Origin of the sequence: Streptomyces sp. S4.7 (assembly GCF_010384365.1) — a bacterium.
Lineage (GTDB): Bacteria > Actinomycetota > Actinomycetes > Streptomycetales > Streptomycetaceae > Streptomyces.
In genome coordinates this window covers 7,871,210-7,885,692 of sequence record NZ_CP048397.1, presented here as the reverse complement: position 1 = coordinate 7,885,692, position 14,483 = coordinate 7,871,210, and the positions used below count along the sequence as shown (strand labels likewise).

Here is a 14,483-nt window from a genome sequence, read left to right as displayed (position 1 = left end):
GCACCCCGGTGAACCACACCGTGAGGGGTCAGGGTCTCATTCCGGGGTCGGTCCCTCGGCGGTGATGCGGGTCAGCAGCGTACGGGCCTCCTTGATACGGGGGTGGGCCGGATGCAGAGACTGTTCGCAGGCGGTCAGTGCTTCACGGGCGGTGGCCTCCGCCTCGTCACGACGGCCCAGGCCGTACAGGGCCCTTGCCGCCACGATCTCCAGAGTCCCGCTCGCCGTACGACCCCCGGCCGGTGTGTACCGGCGGGCCTCGGCCAACGCCTCCTCGTACCGGCTCTGCCCGTTCAGGCTGCCCACCAGCGCACGATGCAGGAAGGCGGCGGCGGGCCCGTCCGCCTGGGGCAGGTTCCCCCGGGCGATGGCCTCCGCTTCCTCGTGGCGGCCCTGTCCGTTCAGTGCGGCAGCCAGGTTGGTCAACGCACTCAGCTCGACCCTCCACATCCTGGTGAGATGTGCGATCCGGGTGGTGCCGCGCAGGATGTCCAGCGCCTCGGCCTCGGCCTCGGTGTACCGGTCCTGTTGCACGAGGACCGCCGCACGGTTCGACCGGACCGCGAGCAGCAGTTGCCGGTCGGCGCCGGCTGTCCGCTCCAACTCCGTGATCAAGGTCTCGAACTCGGGCAGCAGTTCCGCTCCCCGGCCGTGAGCGATGGCCGCCCCGGCGGCGAGGGACCGGGCCAGCCACGAGACCAGGCCCGGGTCGCCGCCCCGGGCGCGCGGCGAAGCGGCGAGAGCCCGCGCCTCGGCCTCGGCCTGCTCGAATTCGCCCGCCTCAAGGAGGCCTTGGACACGGTCCAGGGCCACCCGCTGCGAAGAGGCCACCCTCCCCCCGGACCGCCCGTGCCGCGCGCGTTCCCACCTCATACGTATGGATCTCACAAGCGGCAAGGCTACGGGCCCGAAGCAGCCCGCACCCTCGTGGATGCCAAGTGGGTGCGATCGCGTGTGTGGAGCACGGTGCGCGACACCTCGATCTCCTCGGACCGGCTCGACGAGCCGGGGTGCGGGCTCCGAGCGCGACCGCCCGCCGGCGCGGGGCACCGTGGAGGATGCGGACGCCCGGTTGTTCGCGCCGTGCGTCCGACGCCGTCGCGTACACCGCGGCCCGGCTGTCCGAGCACCGGCCGCGAGACACTGAGCCGCCTACCGCTGAGCGCGGAGCCGTGTACCGCCGAAGGGACCCTTCTCGTCCGTCAGTTCAGATGCGGCAGCAGTCTGTCCGGGCGCATCGGCGCCTCACGCAGCCGGACCCCCGTCGCGTGGTGCACCGCGTTGCCGATCGCCGCCGCCGCGCCGACGATGCCGCTCTCGCCGATGCCCTTGCTGCCCATCGGATTGAGATGCCGGTCGTCCTCCTCGATCCAGTACGCCTCCACCGAGCGCACGTCCGCGTGCACGGGCACGTGGTACGAGGCGAGGTCGCGCTCCGCGAAGTCACCGGCCACGGGATCGATGGCCGAACCCTCCATCAGCGCCGTGCCGAGCCCCATCGTCATCGCGCCGATGAACTCGGAGCGTGCCGTGAGGGAGTTGAGGATGCGGCCGGCGGCGAAGACCCCCTTCAGGGGTGACGGGCCGCGGGGCGGGGGAAACGCAGGACGCGTTCGGAGTTCCGGAGTTGAGGAGGCCGAGCTTGTCCCGGCCCCGTTCGTCGGGGGCGTGGTCGACGAAGGCGTGGGCGCCGCCCAGTCCGCCGAACGCGCCGCGGGAGTTCGCGCCGAACGTGACCGGGTCGGGGCCCAGCACGTCCAAGGCCGCGCTGGGCATGCGGTGGCTGTAGAGGCCGCCGGCGGTGAGGGCGAGATTGCCGGGGACGTAATCCGGCGCGCGGCGCTGCGGGTGCGTGTGCGCTCCAGGTGCGGGCGGCGGTGCTGAGCAGATCGGCGAGGTCGGCGAAGGGACGGGCGGGTTCACCTCCCACCGGCTGCTCATCTTGTGGACGGTCGCGTCACCGCCCCTCCGGAGAAGGCCGCAGCGCAGTTTTGGGATCCAGGCGCGCTCCTCGACACCGATCACCCGCCGGGCCGGTGCAGCGCCCTCACTCATGGACACTTCACCCTGGCTGTGTCATTTCGTTGGGGAGTCATTTCGAGGTGCTTCCGGGAGTCACCTCGTGTGGCTCAGCAAGATCAATGTCAGCAAGTTTTGACGTCACTGGCTCACCCCGGGAGCGGATGAGACGCGTGTTCGTCGCCAGCGAAGGCGGTCGTGGGCCAGGGCTGTTGCTGCCATGGTTTGCCGATGAATACGACACCGGACGGACGGCCTATCCCACCCGCGCATGCTGACGAGCGCGCCATGCTGGAGGCATGGCTGGACTTTCACCGTGCAACTCTTGCCTTGAAGTGTTCGGGCCTCAAGGATGATCAATTACGGCTTGCCGCAGCGTCACCCTCGTCGATGACGCTGCTCGGTCTCGTTCAGCACGTGGCTGAGGTGGAACGCAACTGGTTCCAGCGTGTATTCGCAGGTCAGGAAGTGCCGCCAGTCTTCGGGGAAAACAACGTCGACGGCTATGCGCTCCGGCCGGACCGAGGGCTCGACGAGGCGACGGCTGCCTGGCAAGCCGAGGTCGCCCGAGGCCGCGAGGTGATCGCCGACGCATCGCTGGACGATTCCGGTCATCTGTCCGAACACGAAGCGGGATTTATGGGCGATCAGGGGGTCTCCCTGCGCTGGATCATGGTGCACATGATCGAGGAATACGCGCGTCACAACGGTCACGCTGATCTCATTCGCGAGCAGATCGACGGAGTAACCGGCGCATGAGATGTCCCTGCGCGGTCGCAAGTACCGCGCAGGGACCCGGCTCCGGTCCTTAGTCGGCGGCGGTCTGCTCGGCCAGGGCCTTGGTGTGGGCGAGGCGGTAGGACTCGGTGCCGGTCTGGATGATCGCGCCGTTGAAGGTGAGCCGGTCGACGATCGCCGCGCAGAGCCGCGGGTCGGTGAACGTCTTCGTCCACCCGGAAAACGACTCGTTCGACGCGATGGCGACGCTGTTCTTCTCCTCGCGTTCGGTCAGCACCTGGAACAGCAACTCAGCGCCGCGCCGGTCGAGTTCCATGTATCCGAGTTCATCGATGCATAAAAGATCGACACGGCCGTAGCGGGCGATCGTCTTCGACAACTGCTTCTCGTCTGCGGCCTCGACCAGCTCATTGACGAGCTTGGTCGCCAGCGCATAGCGAACCCTGAAGCCCTGCATCGCAGCCTCGGTTCCCAGAGCGATCAGCAGGTGGGACTTGCCCGTGCCGGAATCGCCGATCAGACAGAGCGGCTCGCTCTTCTTGACCCATTCACAGGTCGCGAGCGTGTTGACGGTGGCGGGATCGACGTTGGGATTGGCATCGAAGTCGAAGGCGCGCAGCGACTTCTCGCGGGGGAAGGCCGCGGTGAAGCTTCCCCTTGATCGTGGACACCTGGAGACTGGGACCTTGAGGTTCCAGAGGAAGTAGCACCAGGTGGGAAGCAAGTACACAAAGCGGTACACCGAAGAGTTCAAGCGGGACGCGATCGCGCTCGTCGACTCCTCTGGCAAGACGGTCACCGCCGTAGCCCGGGAACTCGGGATCAGTTCGGAGTCCCTGCGCGGCTGGTACCGCCGGGCGAAGACGGATCGGGGCGAGGGTGGATCCGGTGAACTGACCAGCGTCGAGCGCGAGGAGCTCAAGCGGCTGCGCAAGGAGGTCCGTGAACAGCAGCAGACGATCGAGATCCTGAAAAGAGCGACGGCCTTCTTCGTGAAGGAAAACGACCGGTGAGCGAGCTCTGCCAGTTGATCCACGCGGAGAAGGCGACCTACCCGATTGCCCTGCTGTGCCGGGTGCTGAAAGTCGCCCGCTCCTCCTACTACGCCTGGCGCGAGGGCGAGGCCGCCCGCCGTGCCCGGCAGGCTGCCGACGAAGCGCTCGCCAACGAGATCACCGTGCTCCACATCGCCTCCCGCCACACCTACGGCGTCCCGCGCATCCACGCCGAACTGCGCCGCCTGGGCCGGCGGGTGAACCACCAGCGCATCGCCCGCGTCATGCGCGAGCGCGACATCCGCGGTGCTACCCGCCGCAAGAGGCGTTCCCTGACCCGACCGGATGCGAAGGCGAAGCCGGCCCCGGACCTGATCGACCGCGACTTCCACGCCGAGCGGCCCGGGACCCGGCTGGTCGGCGACATCACCTATCTGCCCACCGCGCAGGGCTGGCTCTACCTCGCCTGCTGGCTGGACCTGGCCACCCGCGAGGTCGTCGGCTGCGCGATGGCCGGCCACCACCGCGCCGAGCTCGTCGTCGACGCACTGAACACGGCCCACGGCCGGGGCGGTCCGGAGTCCGGCTGCGTGGTTCACAGCGATCCCGGCAGCGAATATACATCAACCCAATTCCGGCATCACATACGGGAGTTGGGGCTACGGCAGAGCTGTGGACGCACCGGATCATGCTTCGACAACACCGCCGCGGAGAGCTTCTGGGCCCTCCTCAAGGAGGAGATCGGCACCCGCATCTGGCCCGACCGGGCCACTGCCCGCGCCGAGGTCTACTCCTTCATCGAGACCTTCTACAACCGCCGCCGTCTGCGCAAACACAAGATATTCGGCTACCTCACCCCGGCCGAGGCCAGGCAGCGGCACCAGCACACCCTTGCCGCATAACGATCACGTGTCCGAGATCGCGGGGAAACTTCAGGGTGGGCGAACACCCCGAGCACCGACGGCAGTCCAGAGGACAAGGAGGGCGCGGGAGTTGGTGCGGTCACGAGTTCGGGAACCTCTCTCGAAGCGGACGCGGGTTGGGCTGGTGCTCGACGACAGGTGGCGGCGGGTAAAGGCGACGCACACGGTCGGGGTGGTCAGCGGGCGTCCGACGGCTCCGGCCACGACGGGCTTCGGACCGCGGGCGCAGTCGACAGGCGCAGTCGGCGATCGGTGCGGGCGGCTTTGGCCACCAGGAACCTGAGGCCGGCAGAGCGTGGGCCCCGTGCAGGTTGTGTCGAGGACACGCTCGATCTCGGCGGCGACGCCGGCGTCCGTGTTGTTGAGGTACCGCACGATCGCCGCGCCGGCCGACGAGAAAGCCATGGAGGGTACGGGGATCGTCTGGAGGAGCGGCGGCACACCGTAGCTGAGGCGGAGGATCTCCTCAAAAACGAACTCATTGACCGGTCGCCGTTCGCTGCGGTGCCTGGCAGCGAGCCCTGGCTGGACGCCGCGAGGCCCTCGGCCCCGCACCGAACACCCGGGCGCGGTGCGAGGAGCACCGCGACCACCGAGGCCCTTCCCGGCCACGAAGGCTTCCTCCGCATGAGGGCAACCGCTGTCGGTCATCTCGGCGGTAGGACGGCCTGTGTCGCCCGTCATGTCGAAGTGCCCGGTAGTGAAGGGGAGTTGCGTCTGCCAGCGACGGTCGGCGTCAGCGCAGGGGGCGAGGGACCGCTTCCCGGAAAGGGACCACGCCTGGTCCCATGCGGTGAACAAGGACATCTGCCAAGTCCATCACGTCGTGATCCGGCTGTGTTCCGGACACAGGGGAACTTCTCGGCGTACGTGCCGGTTCATCGGGTCCGCTTCCGGCGGGGCGACGGCGTAAGCGAGTGGGGCGTGCCGGGGCAGCCCCGGCCGGTCCGGGGCTGCCCCGGGACCGGCCGGACCGTCGTGAGTTTCCGCGCCTTTCCGTGACGCGCGCAGGCCTTCGTCAAGACGTCCGGGGTGAAGTCCCGAAGGCCCGATCCGGACCTTGCCGTGGGGTTGAGCCGGGGTCAGCGGACGGTGGTGACCCGGTGCTCCTTCAGGGCCGCGCAGTTGGAGTTCTCCACCGAGACGTACACGTTGGCGATGTTGCCGCCCCAGCTCACGCAGTAGCCCTTGCCGTAGACACGGCTCGGACCCGCGTACGACGTGAAGTTCCCGGAGTCGCCGGCCCACTCGCCGGTGTCGGGCACGTAGATGTACGTCGACATGTACTTGGCGGTGCCCGGGTTGGTGCGGATGGTCGCGACGCAGTTCTTGCCGTTCGCGGAGTTGTACGTGAGGTAGACCGTGCCGAGCGACCCGATGGGAGCCGAGTTCACGGTCTTGTAGGCACTGCCACAGACTCCCTGCGGCGTGACGTTGGGCGCGGCGTGGGCGGTGGCGCCGAAGGTGGCGGTCGCGCCGATCACCAGTGCGGTCAACGCTCCTGCGGACGTGACATTACGCTTGATTCCCATGATTTCCCCCTTGTTACTCCGAGAGTGGTTTGCTCACACTTGGTAGACCCCCGAACGGCACGGATGGTTGTACCCGGTTCGACGCGGAGGTGTCGCGGTGTCGGCGCCGTCGGACGGTCGGACGGGGACGGGGACGGGAAATGACGACGCCCAACCGTCGGAAGCGGTCCGGGCGGCAGCCCGACAGAGCCGGCTCGGCGGTTCCGTCGACCAACTCCCGTGCGGCCAGGCGGCCCACGGCCGCGGCGAGGGTGACCGCCGCGTGCATCACCGCCAAGTAGAGGCCGGGGACCTCGGCGACCGGGCCGACGACCGGCTCGCCGTCGGCCGGCATCGGGCGCACTCCGATCCGGGTGCTGAGCAGCTCGACACTCCCGGCGCCCCGGAAAGTGGACCGGACGGCGGCAAGGGTCCGTTCGGGCGAGTCCGCGGCGGCGATCAGCCGGTCGGCGGCGACCTGCCGGAGATCGAAGTCCTCGGTGTTGACCACGGTGCGGACCAGACCGGCCGGGGCGCTGAACCGGAACAGCGGACACGGGGAGGGTTCCACCGGGACGCGCACGCCGAGCGGGGCGGCCAGCGCGGCCGTGGCAACCCCGGCCGCCAGCACCACCGTCGTACCGGAGAGCGGTCCCGCTGCCGTCTCGACCCCGGCGATCCGGCCCGCCGTATCCCGGCGGACCCCGGTGACCGGCGTGTCCAGATGTATCCGGGCCCCATGGGCGCGAGCCCCCGCGACCAGCCGCTCGGTCACGCCCACCGAGTCGACAGCGCCGTCGTCCGGCGCCCAGACAGCCCACTCGGGAGGCCGGCGAAGAGCGGGCTCGAGCGTCGCCACAGTGGCCGCGTCCACGATCGTCTGACCCGGCCCGGCATCCGGCGCGCCGGCCTGGCTGTTCCAGACCAGCGAACCGGACCAGGTCACCGGGAGTCCCGGCAACTCGGCCCCGAGCCGGCGGTACTCCGCCGTGGCGGTGGCCCGCAGCCCGGCGGCCGGACCCTCACGCACGCCGGACGCGCCGACCCAGGCGAACGAGTCCGCCGTCACTCCGGCGCCCGGCTGCCCGGCGTCGACCAACGTCACGGTGGCTCCCGCCCGGGCGGCGTGATACGCCACCGACGCACCGACGATGCCGGCGCCGACGACGATCAACTGCCTACTCACCGGTGGGTTCATCACGTTCAGGACCCTAGCGTCCACGGCGTCCACCCCGCGCGGCCTTATCGGGCGGTGAGCGGTGCTGACCACGTCGATGACTCACGCGCGTGTCGGACGGAGAGACGGAGACGACTCCGCTCCCGTGTTCGCCGGCGATGGTGGTGGCCGGCTGTTCGCGGTGGCGGGTACCGGGCGAGTCCGGAGGTCAACCACGGCTTCGTGGTTCGAGGATGTCGAGGTACGGGTGTTCAGTGCGATGCTGTGGACACTGTGCTGACGGTCCGGCAGGGACCGCGAGGGGGGCGACCATGGCATTCGAGGGAACGGCGGCGGGCACACCGGCGGCGGTGGAGAGGGCAGTTGACCTGGCTGTTGGGCTGCCCGGCCGTACCGGGGTGATCGGCGGTGTCGAATCGCTGGTCCTCGACGGGCGCCGTCTCTTCTTCGGCTTCGACTTCTCGTCCGACCAGGTGCTCTCTCCGCTGATCGACGACGGGGAGGCCATGGCCCGGTTCGCCGCGCGGCACATGCGTCAGCGGACGGGTGCCCACGACGAGGTCTACTGGGCGCAGTTGGTCCGGGCCTCGGTCGACGGCTCGGACCTGGTGTGGCGCGACGAACAGCGCACCTTCACCAGCGGCGCGCTGGAGACCGGGAACGCCGGCGCCGCGCACGGGCACCTGCCGTATCTCCTGGACGCGGCCACGGTGGGGGCCGCCGACGACACGGCGGGAGCGCATCAGGCGATGGGCTCTCGCTCCACCGTGGCCAACTGGTCCCTGTTGTTCGCTCCTTACACCCGCGGTACGGAGCGAAGCGCAGGTCGTTGACCACTCGCCTCCGGTAAAGCTTTCGCGCGTGCCCCCGTCCGGATGGTGGGGTGGCACCGTGACCAACCACGATGAGGCGGCAGTTGTCCGACCGTTGACGCTGGCCTGGGTCGGCCGGCAGCTGGAGGCCGGCGAACGGGTCCTCGGAGCCGAGGCGTTGCACGGCGGCATCACCGCCGAGATGCGGCGGCTGACCATCGGGGCGCGGGGCGGAGGCACCCGTGAGCTGGTGCTGCGGACCTTCGTCGATGTGGAGGACGCCCGGGACGGGCTGAGCAGGGAGGCCGGAGCACTGGCGCTGCTCACGGGGACCGGTGTGCCGGCCCCCGGGCTGGTCGCGGTTGATCCGGCCGGCGCGCACTGCGAGTATCCGTCGCTCCTCATGACACATCTGGCGGGGCGGCCAGTCCTCGGCGACAAGGGGCTGGAGGCGCGCGTGCCTCTGCTGGCGCGTCAACTCGTGGCGATCCACGCGTTGCGGCCCGCCGAGCGTCCTCCGGGGTATACGACGTTGACGACCGCCGACACCATCGTGATCCCGAAGGGCGCCGACGCGGGGGCATGGGCCGCGGCGATCGACGTGATCCGGGGGCCCGCGCCGTCCTGTGAAGGGCGGTTCCTGCACCGGGACTTCCATCCCGGCAACGTGCTGTTCGACGTGCCGCCCCCGGGCCCGGCAGGTCCCCGGATCACCGGCGTCGTGGACTGGACGGCGACCTCCTGGGAACCGGCGGATCTGGACGTGGCGCACTGCTCCACGAACCTCTCACTGCTGCACGGCCCGGAGTGGGGGCTGCGGTTCTCCGAGGCGTACGGGGAGGCGGGCGGGGTGCAGGCCGCGGACCCGAGCGGGCGCCTGTACTGGCGGGTGCGGGACGCGCTGGCGTTCTCGGAGGAAGTGCATCTGGTGTCGCAGCCGTGGCGGGAGGCGGGGAGGGCGGAGCTGACGACCCGATTCGTGGAGGAGCGGCTTGACGCCTATGTCACCGCCCTGATGGACGCGCCGTCTGAGCCGAGAGGATTGTGCAAGGGGAAGCGAGAATAGTTCTACTGTCACCGCAGGTCAGAGCGGTTAAATGGGATTTACGAGTTCTTCTGTGGAGCGGGAAGATGCCACCCGCCCACGTTCCCGCCGTCCCTGAGGATCACCAACAACGCGGGTGTCCCCTCGATCGGTGTGTTCGAGGGCACGCCCATGGACCGGGTGCGGGACGTCTTCGAGACCAACACCTTCGGCGTGATGGCGACGACGCAGGCCGTACTCCCCCAGTTCCGCGAGCGCGGCTCCGGCGTCGTGGTCAACGTGACCTCCAGCGTGGTGCTGGGCCACATGCCGCTCTCGGCGGTCTACAAGGCGAGCAAGATGGCCATCGAGGGGTTCACCGCGTCACTCGCCCTCGAACTCGCCCCGTTCGGCGTGCAGGCGAAGGCTGTCGAGCCGGGTGCCTGTCTGACGACGAACTTCGCGGCCAACGCGATGCACGGCGCCTCGCCGGACGAGCTGGTCCCGGCTGCCTACGCCTCGTGGGCACAGAAGGCCATGGGCGACTTCACGGGTCAGAACCTGTTCACCAAGGAGAGCGATGTCGCCGAGACGGTGTGGCGGGCGGTGCACGACACGACCGGACAGCTGCGGTTCCCGGCCGGTCCCGACGCGGTCCAGCTCGCCCAGGCGAAGTGACCACCCGTAGGCGGGCGTGATGGCGCCGTACTGCCACCACGCCGAAACGCGCCTGACGGCTCGATACATCAGGGAAGCACGGCCGCGGGCGTACGCGCCGCCGGCCGCAGGCGGGCCGCGTCCTGGCTGGGGGGCGAGCCGAACTGACGCCTGATTGTGCGTCGTCTATCTCGTCTCCCGCTCCGCGTCCGACCCCGCCGTCGTCCATGTCACCGAGGGCTGGACGAGCGAGGAGGACCACCACCGGGCCTTCGCCGGCGAGGCCACCCAGGCGATCGCCGCGCGGACAGGCGGACTGCTGGCCGAGGAGCCCTCGTACACCGACTACGTCCCGGTCCGCGGGAAAGCGGCTTTCTGAGACCGGTCGGCGGGTCCTTCCCGTTCCCGCCCGGCGCTCCCGCACGGCGGCCGGGCGGCCCCTTTTCTCTCCCTCATCACACTGCGTCGTCTGACGAAAGGTCTCCATCATGTCTGTGCCCCGGCCCGGCCTCGACCCCGAACTGCGCACGCTGCTCGCCGATATGGAGCTGCGGTCAGATCTCGACGCCGAGGCGCTCGCGCGGATCCGCCCGTTCTCGTCGCTGCCCGTCGAGCCACTGCTCGTCGGCCGCGCGGTCGACCGGCGCGAGGTCACCGTGCCCGGGTCGGACGGAACGCCGATTCCGCTGTCGGTCTTCAGCCCCGCCGGGGCCGAGAGCCCGGTCGGCGCACCGTGCGTCTACGGGATGCACGGCGGCGGGATGGTCATGGGTGACCGCTTCTCGCAGATCGACATCCCGCTGGAGTGGCTCGACGAGCTCGGCGTGGTCGTGGTCACCGTGGACTACCGGCTCGCACCGGAGGCCACCGGCACGACCCTGGTCGACGACTGCTACCAAGGACTGCTCCGGACCGTCGGGCACGCCGCCGAGCTGGGCATCGATCCCGCCCGGATCGTCGTCGCGGGTACGAGCGCCGGCGGCGGACTCGCCGCCGGCGTCGCGCTGCTGGCCCGCGATCTCGGCGGACCGGCAATCGCCGCGCAGATGCTGATCTGCCCCATGCTCGACCACCGCAACGTCACCGTCTCCAGTCGGCAGTACTCCGGTGACCCCGGTGTCTGGACCCGCGAGATGAACGCGTTCGGCTGGCGGTCGGTCCTCGGCGGCGCCGAGGACGAGCAGGTACCCGGCCATGTCTCACCGGCGGTGGCCGACGACGTCTCGAACCTGCCGACCGCCTACGTCGACGCGGGCTCCGCCGAGGTCTTCCGCGACGAGGACGTCGCCTACGCCACCAGGATCTGGGCGTCCGGTGGCCAGGCCGAACTGCACGTCTGGGCGGGCGGCTGCCACGGATTGGACGCGCTGTTCCCGCAGGCGCACGTCTCAGCCGCGGCCCGCCGGACCCGCACCGGCTGGCTCACCCGGGTCCTGGCCCCGGTCCCCGCCGGTGGCGTCGAGCAGAAGGCGCTCGCCTGAGGACATACGGGGTCGCCAGCCCGTCAGTTCGGCTACGCGCGGAGCGACGGACCTGCCGCGGACGGATCGGGGGCGGAGAAACCGGCTGAGGACGGATCTGAGGCTGAGGGATCTGGAGCGAACGGGCCTGTGTGATGGGCTTCCCGCGCGCCGGGGACGGCGGCCCGGCCTCGGCGCCGTCGCACCCGACATGCTCCGGACTCCCCCCGGCGCACCGCGCGTTCCCTTCCCGCCACCGGCCGCAGGCACGCTCCCGGGGTGCTGACCCCGGGCGACGAATCGCATATACGCAAATGCCGCCTACTGGGGCTCACCGGGTCCACGGCCGTGGCCGTCGGCGGCACGGGGGCCGGTGCCCTGCCGGTCGGTGGGGCCCTGGCACCGTCGTCGGGAGCGGCGGCGGTGGGACTCTTCGGCGCCTACTTCGGGCTCGTGCTGCTCGTCGCGGCCTGGGCCTGGCTGGGCCGCGCCGTGCGCGGACCGCGGCCGCCCGGTACGCGCGCCATGGTGGTCACGCTCATGGTGTGGGCCGCGCCGCTGGTGGTCGCCCCGCCGCTGTTCAGCCGTGATGTGTACAGCTATCTGGCGCAGGGCGCGATGGTGGATGCCCGGATCGATGTGTACGCCCACGGTCCCGACCGGCTCGGCGGTCCGCTCGCCGCGCAGGTGTCGCCGCTCTGGCAGGACACGCCGACTCCGTACGGTCCGCTGTTCCTGTCGTTCGCCTCGGTGATCGCGCGTGCTTCGGGGGCGGGGCTCTCGGCCGGTGTGCTCGGTATGCGGCTGGTCGCGCTGCTCGGAGTGGGCCTGATGGTGCTGTCGCTGGTGCTGCTCGCACGCCGCGGTGGCACCGCCCCGGATGCCGCGCTGTGGCTGGGGGCGCTCAATCCGCTGCTCCTGCTGCATCTGGTGGCCGGCGCGCACAACGACGCCGTGATGCTGGGGCTGCTCGGCGTGGCGCTGGTGGCCGCGAGGGGCCGCTTTCCCGTGCTGGGCGCGGTCCTGATGGCTCTCGCCGCGCTGGTCAAGGCGCCCGCCGCGCTCGGCCTGTCGGCCGTCGCCGTGTTCTGGGCCGGCGGGCTCACCGGTCGGTACCGATGGTTCCGGGCGACGGGCGCGGTCTGCGCTGTCGCGCTCGCCACGACCGCCGTGGTGACCGCTGTCACCGGGACCGGGTACGGCTGGATCGGCGCCCTCAACACCCCGGTCTCCCCGCACAATTGGGCCCTCACCTCCCTCCTCGGCCGGATGACCGGGTCGGTTCTGCACAGCGCGGGCAGCGACCTGGCACCGTTCGCCCTGGACGCGTGGCGCGCGGTCGGCCTGGTGGCGACGGCCGTCGCCGTGCTGGTGGTGTGGCTGCGCGGCCCCCGGCACAGCCCCGTGTACGCGCTGGGCCTCAGTCTGATCGCGGTCGCCGTCCTGGGCCCGGCGATCCGCCCGTGGTACGTGCTGTGGGGGCTGTTCCCGTTGGCGGCGGCAGCCCCGCCGGGGCCGGCGCGCCGGGTGGTGGCCGTCGCCAGCGGGGTGCTCGCGCTGGCCCAGCTGCCCAGCGGAGTCGCCGCGGACGGGGCCCAGTTGACGCTCGCGATCTGCGGCGCGGTGTTCGCGGTGGTCGCACTGTGGTGGGCGCGCGAGATGTCGGGCGGCGGTATGACGAGAGTCCCCGGTGAGGCGGCGCCCGGGCCGCACTCGCGGCCCGTGGACCGCCGTCCACCGACCATGCGTCGGCGCTTCCGGAACAGGGATTTCCGGCGCCTGAGAAGATCAGCGGGACCGAACGAATGAACGCAGAGGTGGGAAGCATGATCGCTCCGGTACTGCTCGGCGTCGTGGCGCTCGCTGTCGGTGGGTGCGTGTGTGTGGTGTGGGCCGAGCGTGGTGGGCCCGGCTCGGCGCGTGCTGTTGCGGCCGTGACGCTCGCCGCGGGCAAGCTGGTGCACCGCTCGCAGAGCAACCGGCGCGCCGGCCTGAACGGGACCGGCAGCGACGACAGTTAGGAGCGAGCGTCCCGCAGCGCGGGGGCCCGCATCAGGTGTTACACGGGCGCGGGGCCCGAGGTGGTGCGGGTTGTCAGGGCTGGGGGGATCAGGGTGATGTCGGCGGCGCCCTCGCCCGTCAGTTCGGCGATGATCCGGTCCACTGCCCGCCGGCCCAGCTCCGGTGTCGGGATGGCGACCGAGGTGAGGGGTACGGACGAGTGGAACGCCACCCGGTCCGGGCAGATCGCGATCACGGAGATGTCCTCGGGGACCGGTCGGCCCAGTCGGCGCAGCGAGTGGAGCAGGGGCTCGACCGCCGGCTCGTGCTGGACCACGAATCCCGTGGTGGCGGGGTGCTCGGCGAAGGTGTGGGCGAGCGTGTCCGTCATGGCCGTGCGGCCGTCGCCGCCCGACAGGTGATGGACGCTCAGGCCCAGTTCACGGCTCTTGGCGCGCAGCCCGTGCAGGGTCCGCCCGGCGGATCCGGTGGGGTGTTCGTGGACGGCGGGCGGCTCGGTGATCAGAGCGATGTCACGGTGGCCCAGTGCGGCCAGGTGTTCGGCGCACAGCGCGCCCGTCGCCGTGAAGTCGAGGTCCACACAGGTCAGGCCGGTCGGGTCGGCGGGCAGGCCGATCAGTACGGACGGTTTGTCGCTCTCGCGCAGCAGTGGAAGCCGCTCGTCCGCCGGCTCGGCATCCATGAGGATCATGGCGTCCGCGAGAGCGCCGGCGTTGGCCCGGCGGACTGCGGCGGGGCCGTCGTCGCCGGTCAGCAGCAGCACGTCGTAGCCGTACGTGCGGGCCGTGGTGGTGACGGCGAGCACGGTCTCCATCGTCACCGGGGCGTACGTATCGGTGCGCAGCGGCAACACCAGGGCGATGACGTCGGACTTGCCGCCCGCCAGGGCCCGCGCGCCCGCGTGGTAGCCCAGCTCGTGGATGCTGCGCTCGACGCGCTCACAGGTGCCCGGTGAGATGGACCGCTTGCCGCTGAGGACGTAACTCACCGTGCTGGCCGAGACTCCGGCGTGCCTGGCGACCTCGGCAAGGGTGATCATTCCCGCTCTCCCGGACTCGGTTGCGAACCGCTTCGACGGTCTGTGCTGCGGTGCGACGGCGCGGCCCTCCGGCGAGGCGAGTCGAAGCGCTTCGACTCGCCTCGCC

At 70.7% G+C, this 14,483-nt stretch carries 14 protein-coding genes and 3 pseudogenes; 11 read left to right on the top strand and 6 right to left on the bottom strand.

The features are described from left to right. Positions 1 to 36 precede the first annotated feature (36 nt). Both SSPS47_RS34415 and SSPS47_RS35890 read right to left on the bottom strand, forming a co-directional pair. On the bottom strand, positions 37 to 831 hold the full coding sequence (locus SSPS47_RS34415; protein WP_239065188.1) for a tetratricopeptide repeat protein: 795 nt from the start codon (positions 829 to 831) through the stop codon (positions 37 to 39). 371 nt (positions 832 to 1,202) lie between these two features. Continuing rightward, a pseudogene (locus SSPS47_RS35890) lies at positions 1,203 to 1,574 on the bottom strand (molybdopterin cofactor-binding domain-containing protein); the annotation flags it as partial. 68 nt (positions 1,575 to 1,642) lie between these two features. On the opposite strand from SSPS47_RS35890, the gene SSPS47_RS35885 reads away from it, so the two are divergent. Together SSPS47_RS35885 and SSPS47_RS34405 are read left to right on the top strand one after the other, a co-directional pair. Beyond that, the gene (locus SSPS47_RS35885) at positions 1,643 to 1,789 is read left to right on the top strand and encodes a hypothetical protein (RefSeq protein ID WP_239065187.1); all 147 of its coding nucleotides are present in this window, start codon (positions 1,643 to 1,645) and stop codon (positions 1,787 to 1,789) included. 461 nt (positions 1,790 to 2,250) lie between these two features. Continuing rightward, positions 2,251 to 2,778: a DinB family protein gene (locus tag SSPS47_RS34405; RefSeq protein ID WP_203558002.1), complete on the top strand. Its 528-nt coding sequence runs from the start codon at positions 2,251 to 2,253 to the stop codon at positions 2,776 to 2,778. Positions 2,779 to 2,827: 49 nt separating this feature from the next. Here SSPS47_RS34405 and istB read toward each other — a convergent pair whose 3' ends face one another. After that, a complete protein-coding gene (gene istB, locus SSPS47_RS34400; RefSeq protein WP_164254291.1) occupies positions 2,828 to 3,481 on the bottom strand; it encodes an IS21-like element helper ATPase IstB in 654 nt (217 codons plus the stop codon). Between istB and SSPS47_RS34395 the strand changes: the two genes are divergently transcribed. After that, on the top strand, positions 3,471 to 3,770 hold the full coding sequence (locus SSPS47_RS34395) for a transposase (RefSeq protein WP_164254290.1): 300 nt from the start codon (positions 3,471 to 3,473) through the stop codon (positions 3,768 to 3,770). The genes istB and SSPS47_RS34395 overlap by 11 nt on opposite strands. Continuing rightward, entirely contained in the window at positions 3,767 to 4,654 is an 888-nt protein-coding gene (locus SSPS47_RS34390; RefSeq protein ID WP_164247468.1) for an IS3 family transposase, read from the top strand. Before SSPS47_RS34395 ends, SSPS47_RS34390 begins: the two co-directional genes overlap by 4 nt. 1,103 nt (positions 4,655 to 5,757) lie before the next feature. On the opposite strand, the gene SSPS47_RS34385 is transcribed toward SSPS47_RS34390, so the two are convergent. Further along, on the bottom strand, positions 5,758 to 6,207 hold the full coding sequence (locus tag SSPS47_RS34385; protein WP_164254289.1) for a spore-associated protein: 450 nt from the start codon (positions 6,205 to 6,207) through the stop codon (positions 5,758 to 5,760). A 13-nt stretch (positions 6,208 to 6,220) separates the two neighbouring features. Then, positions 6,221 to 7,372 (bottom strand): FAD-binding oxidoreductase, encoded by a 1,152-nt coding sequence (locus tag SSPS47_RS34380; RefSeq protein WP_164254288.1) that lies wholly within the window; start codon positions 7,370 to 7,372, stop codon positions 6,221 to 6,223. A 302-nt stretch (positions 7,373 to 7,674) separates the two neighbouring features. On the opposite strand from SSPS47_RS34380, the gene SSPS47_RS34375 reads away from it, so the two are divergent. The 7 genes and pseudogenes from SSPS47_RS34375 to SSPS47_RS34345 all read left to right on the top strand — a co-directional run bounded on the left by SSPS47_RS34375 (position 7,675) and on the right by SSPS47_RS34345 (position 13,337). Continuing rightward, complete coding sequence (locus tag SSPS47_RS34375; RefSeq protein ID WP_164254287.1) at positions 7,675 to 8,196, top strand: hypothetical protein; 522 nt, start codon at positions 7,675 to 7,677, stop codon at positions 8,194 to 8,196. Between the two features lie 58 nt (positions 8,197 to 8,254). Beyond that, positions 8,255 to 9,241 (top strand): aminoglycoside phosphotransferase family protein, encoded by a 987-nt coding sequence (locus tag SSPS47_RS34370; RefSeq protein ID WP_164254286.1) that lies wholly within the window; start codon positions 8,255 to 8,257, stop codon positions 9,239 to 9,241. 105 nt (positions 9,242 to 9,346) lie between these two features. Further along, positions 9,347 to 9,877 (top strand): annotated as a pseudogene (locus SSPS47_RS34365) (SDR family NAD(P)-dependent oxidoreductase); the annotation flags it as partial. A gap of 157 nt (positions 9,878 to 10,034) precedes the next feature. Next, positions 10,035 to 10,235 (top strand): annotated as a pseudogene (locus SSPS47_RS34360) (antibiotic biosynthesis monooxygenase); the annotation flags it as partial. A gap of 109 nt (positions 10,236 to 10,344) precedes the next feature. Then, entirely contained in the window at positions 10,345 to 11,337 is a 993-nt protein-coding gene (locus SSPS47_RS34355; protein WP_164254285.1) for an alpha/beta hydrolase, read from the top strand. Positions 11,338 to 11,598: 261 nt separating this feature from the next. After that, positions 11,599 to 13,125: a polyprenol phosphomannose-dependent alpha 1,6 mannosyltransferase MptB gene (gene mptB, locus SSPS47_RS34350; RefSeq protein ID WP_203558140.1), complete on the top strand. Its 1,527-nt coding sequence runs from the start codon at positions 11,599 to 11,601 to the stop codon at positions 13,123 to 13,125. A gap of 17 nt (positions 13,126 to 13,142) precedes the next feature. Beyond that, complete coding sequence (locus SSPS47_RS34345) at positions 13,143 to 13,337, top strand: hypothetical protein (RefSeq protein ID WP_203558001.1); 195 nt, start codon at positions 13,143 to 13,145, stop codon at positions 13,335 to 13,337. A gap of 38 nt (positions 13,338 to 13,375) precedes the next feature. Here SSPS47_RS34345 and SSPS47_RS34340 read toward each other — a convergent pair whose 3' ends face one another. Then, positions 13,376 to 14,377 (bottom strand): LacI family DNA-binding transcriptional regulator, encoded by a 1,002-nt coding sequence (locus tag SSPS47_RS34340; RefSeq protein ID WP_164254284.1) that lies wholly within the window; start codon positions 14,375 to 14,377, stop codon positions 13,376 to 13,378. Positions 14,378 to 14,483 lie beyond the last annotated feature (106 nt).

Excerpts from the sequence above, each read along its gene's own strand:
- SSPS47_RS34405 (WP_203558002.1), top strand. The coding sequence starts at position 2,251 with ATGAATACGACACCGGACGGACGGCCTATCCCACCCGCGCATGCTGAC.
- SSPS47_RS34385 (WP_164254289.1), bottom strand. The coding sequence starts at position 6,207 with ATGGGAATCAAGCGTAATGTCACGTCCGCAGGAGCGTTGACCGCACTG.
- SSPS47_RS34375 (WP_164254287.1), top strand. The coding sequence starts at position 7,675 with ATGGCATTCGAGGGAACGGCGGCGGGCACACCGGCGGCGGTGGAGAGG.
- SSPS47_RS34355 (WP_164254285.1), top strand. The coding sequence starts at position 10,345 with ATGTCTGTGCCCCGGCCCGGCCTCGACCCCGAACTGCGCACGCTGCTC.
- SSPS47_RS34345 (WP_203558001.1), top strand. The coding sequence starts at position 13,143 with ATGATCGCTCCGGTACTGCTCGGCGTCGTGGCGCTCGCTGTCGGTGGG.
- SSPS47_RS34340 (WP_164254284.1), bottom strand. The coding sequence starts at position 14,377 with ATGATCACCCTTGCCGAGGTCGCCAGGCACGCCGGAGTCTCGGCCAGC.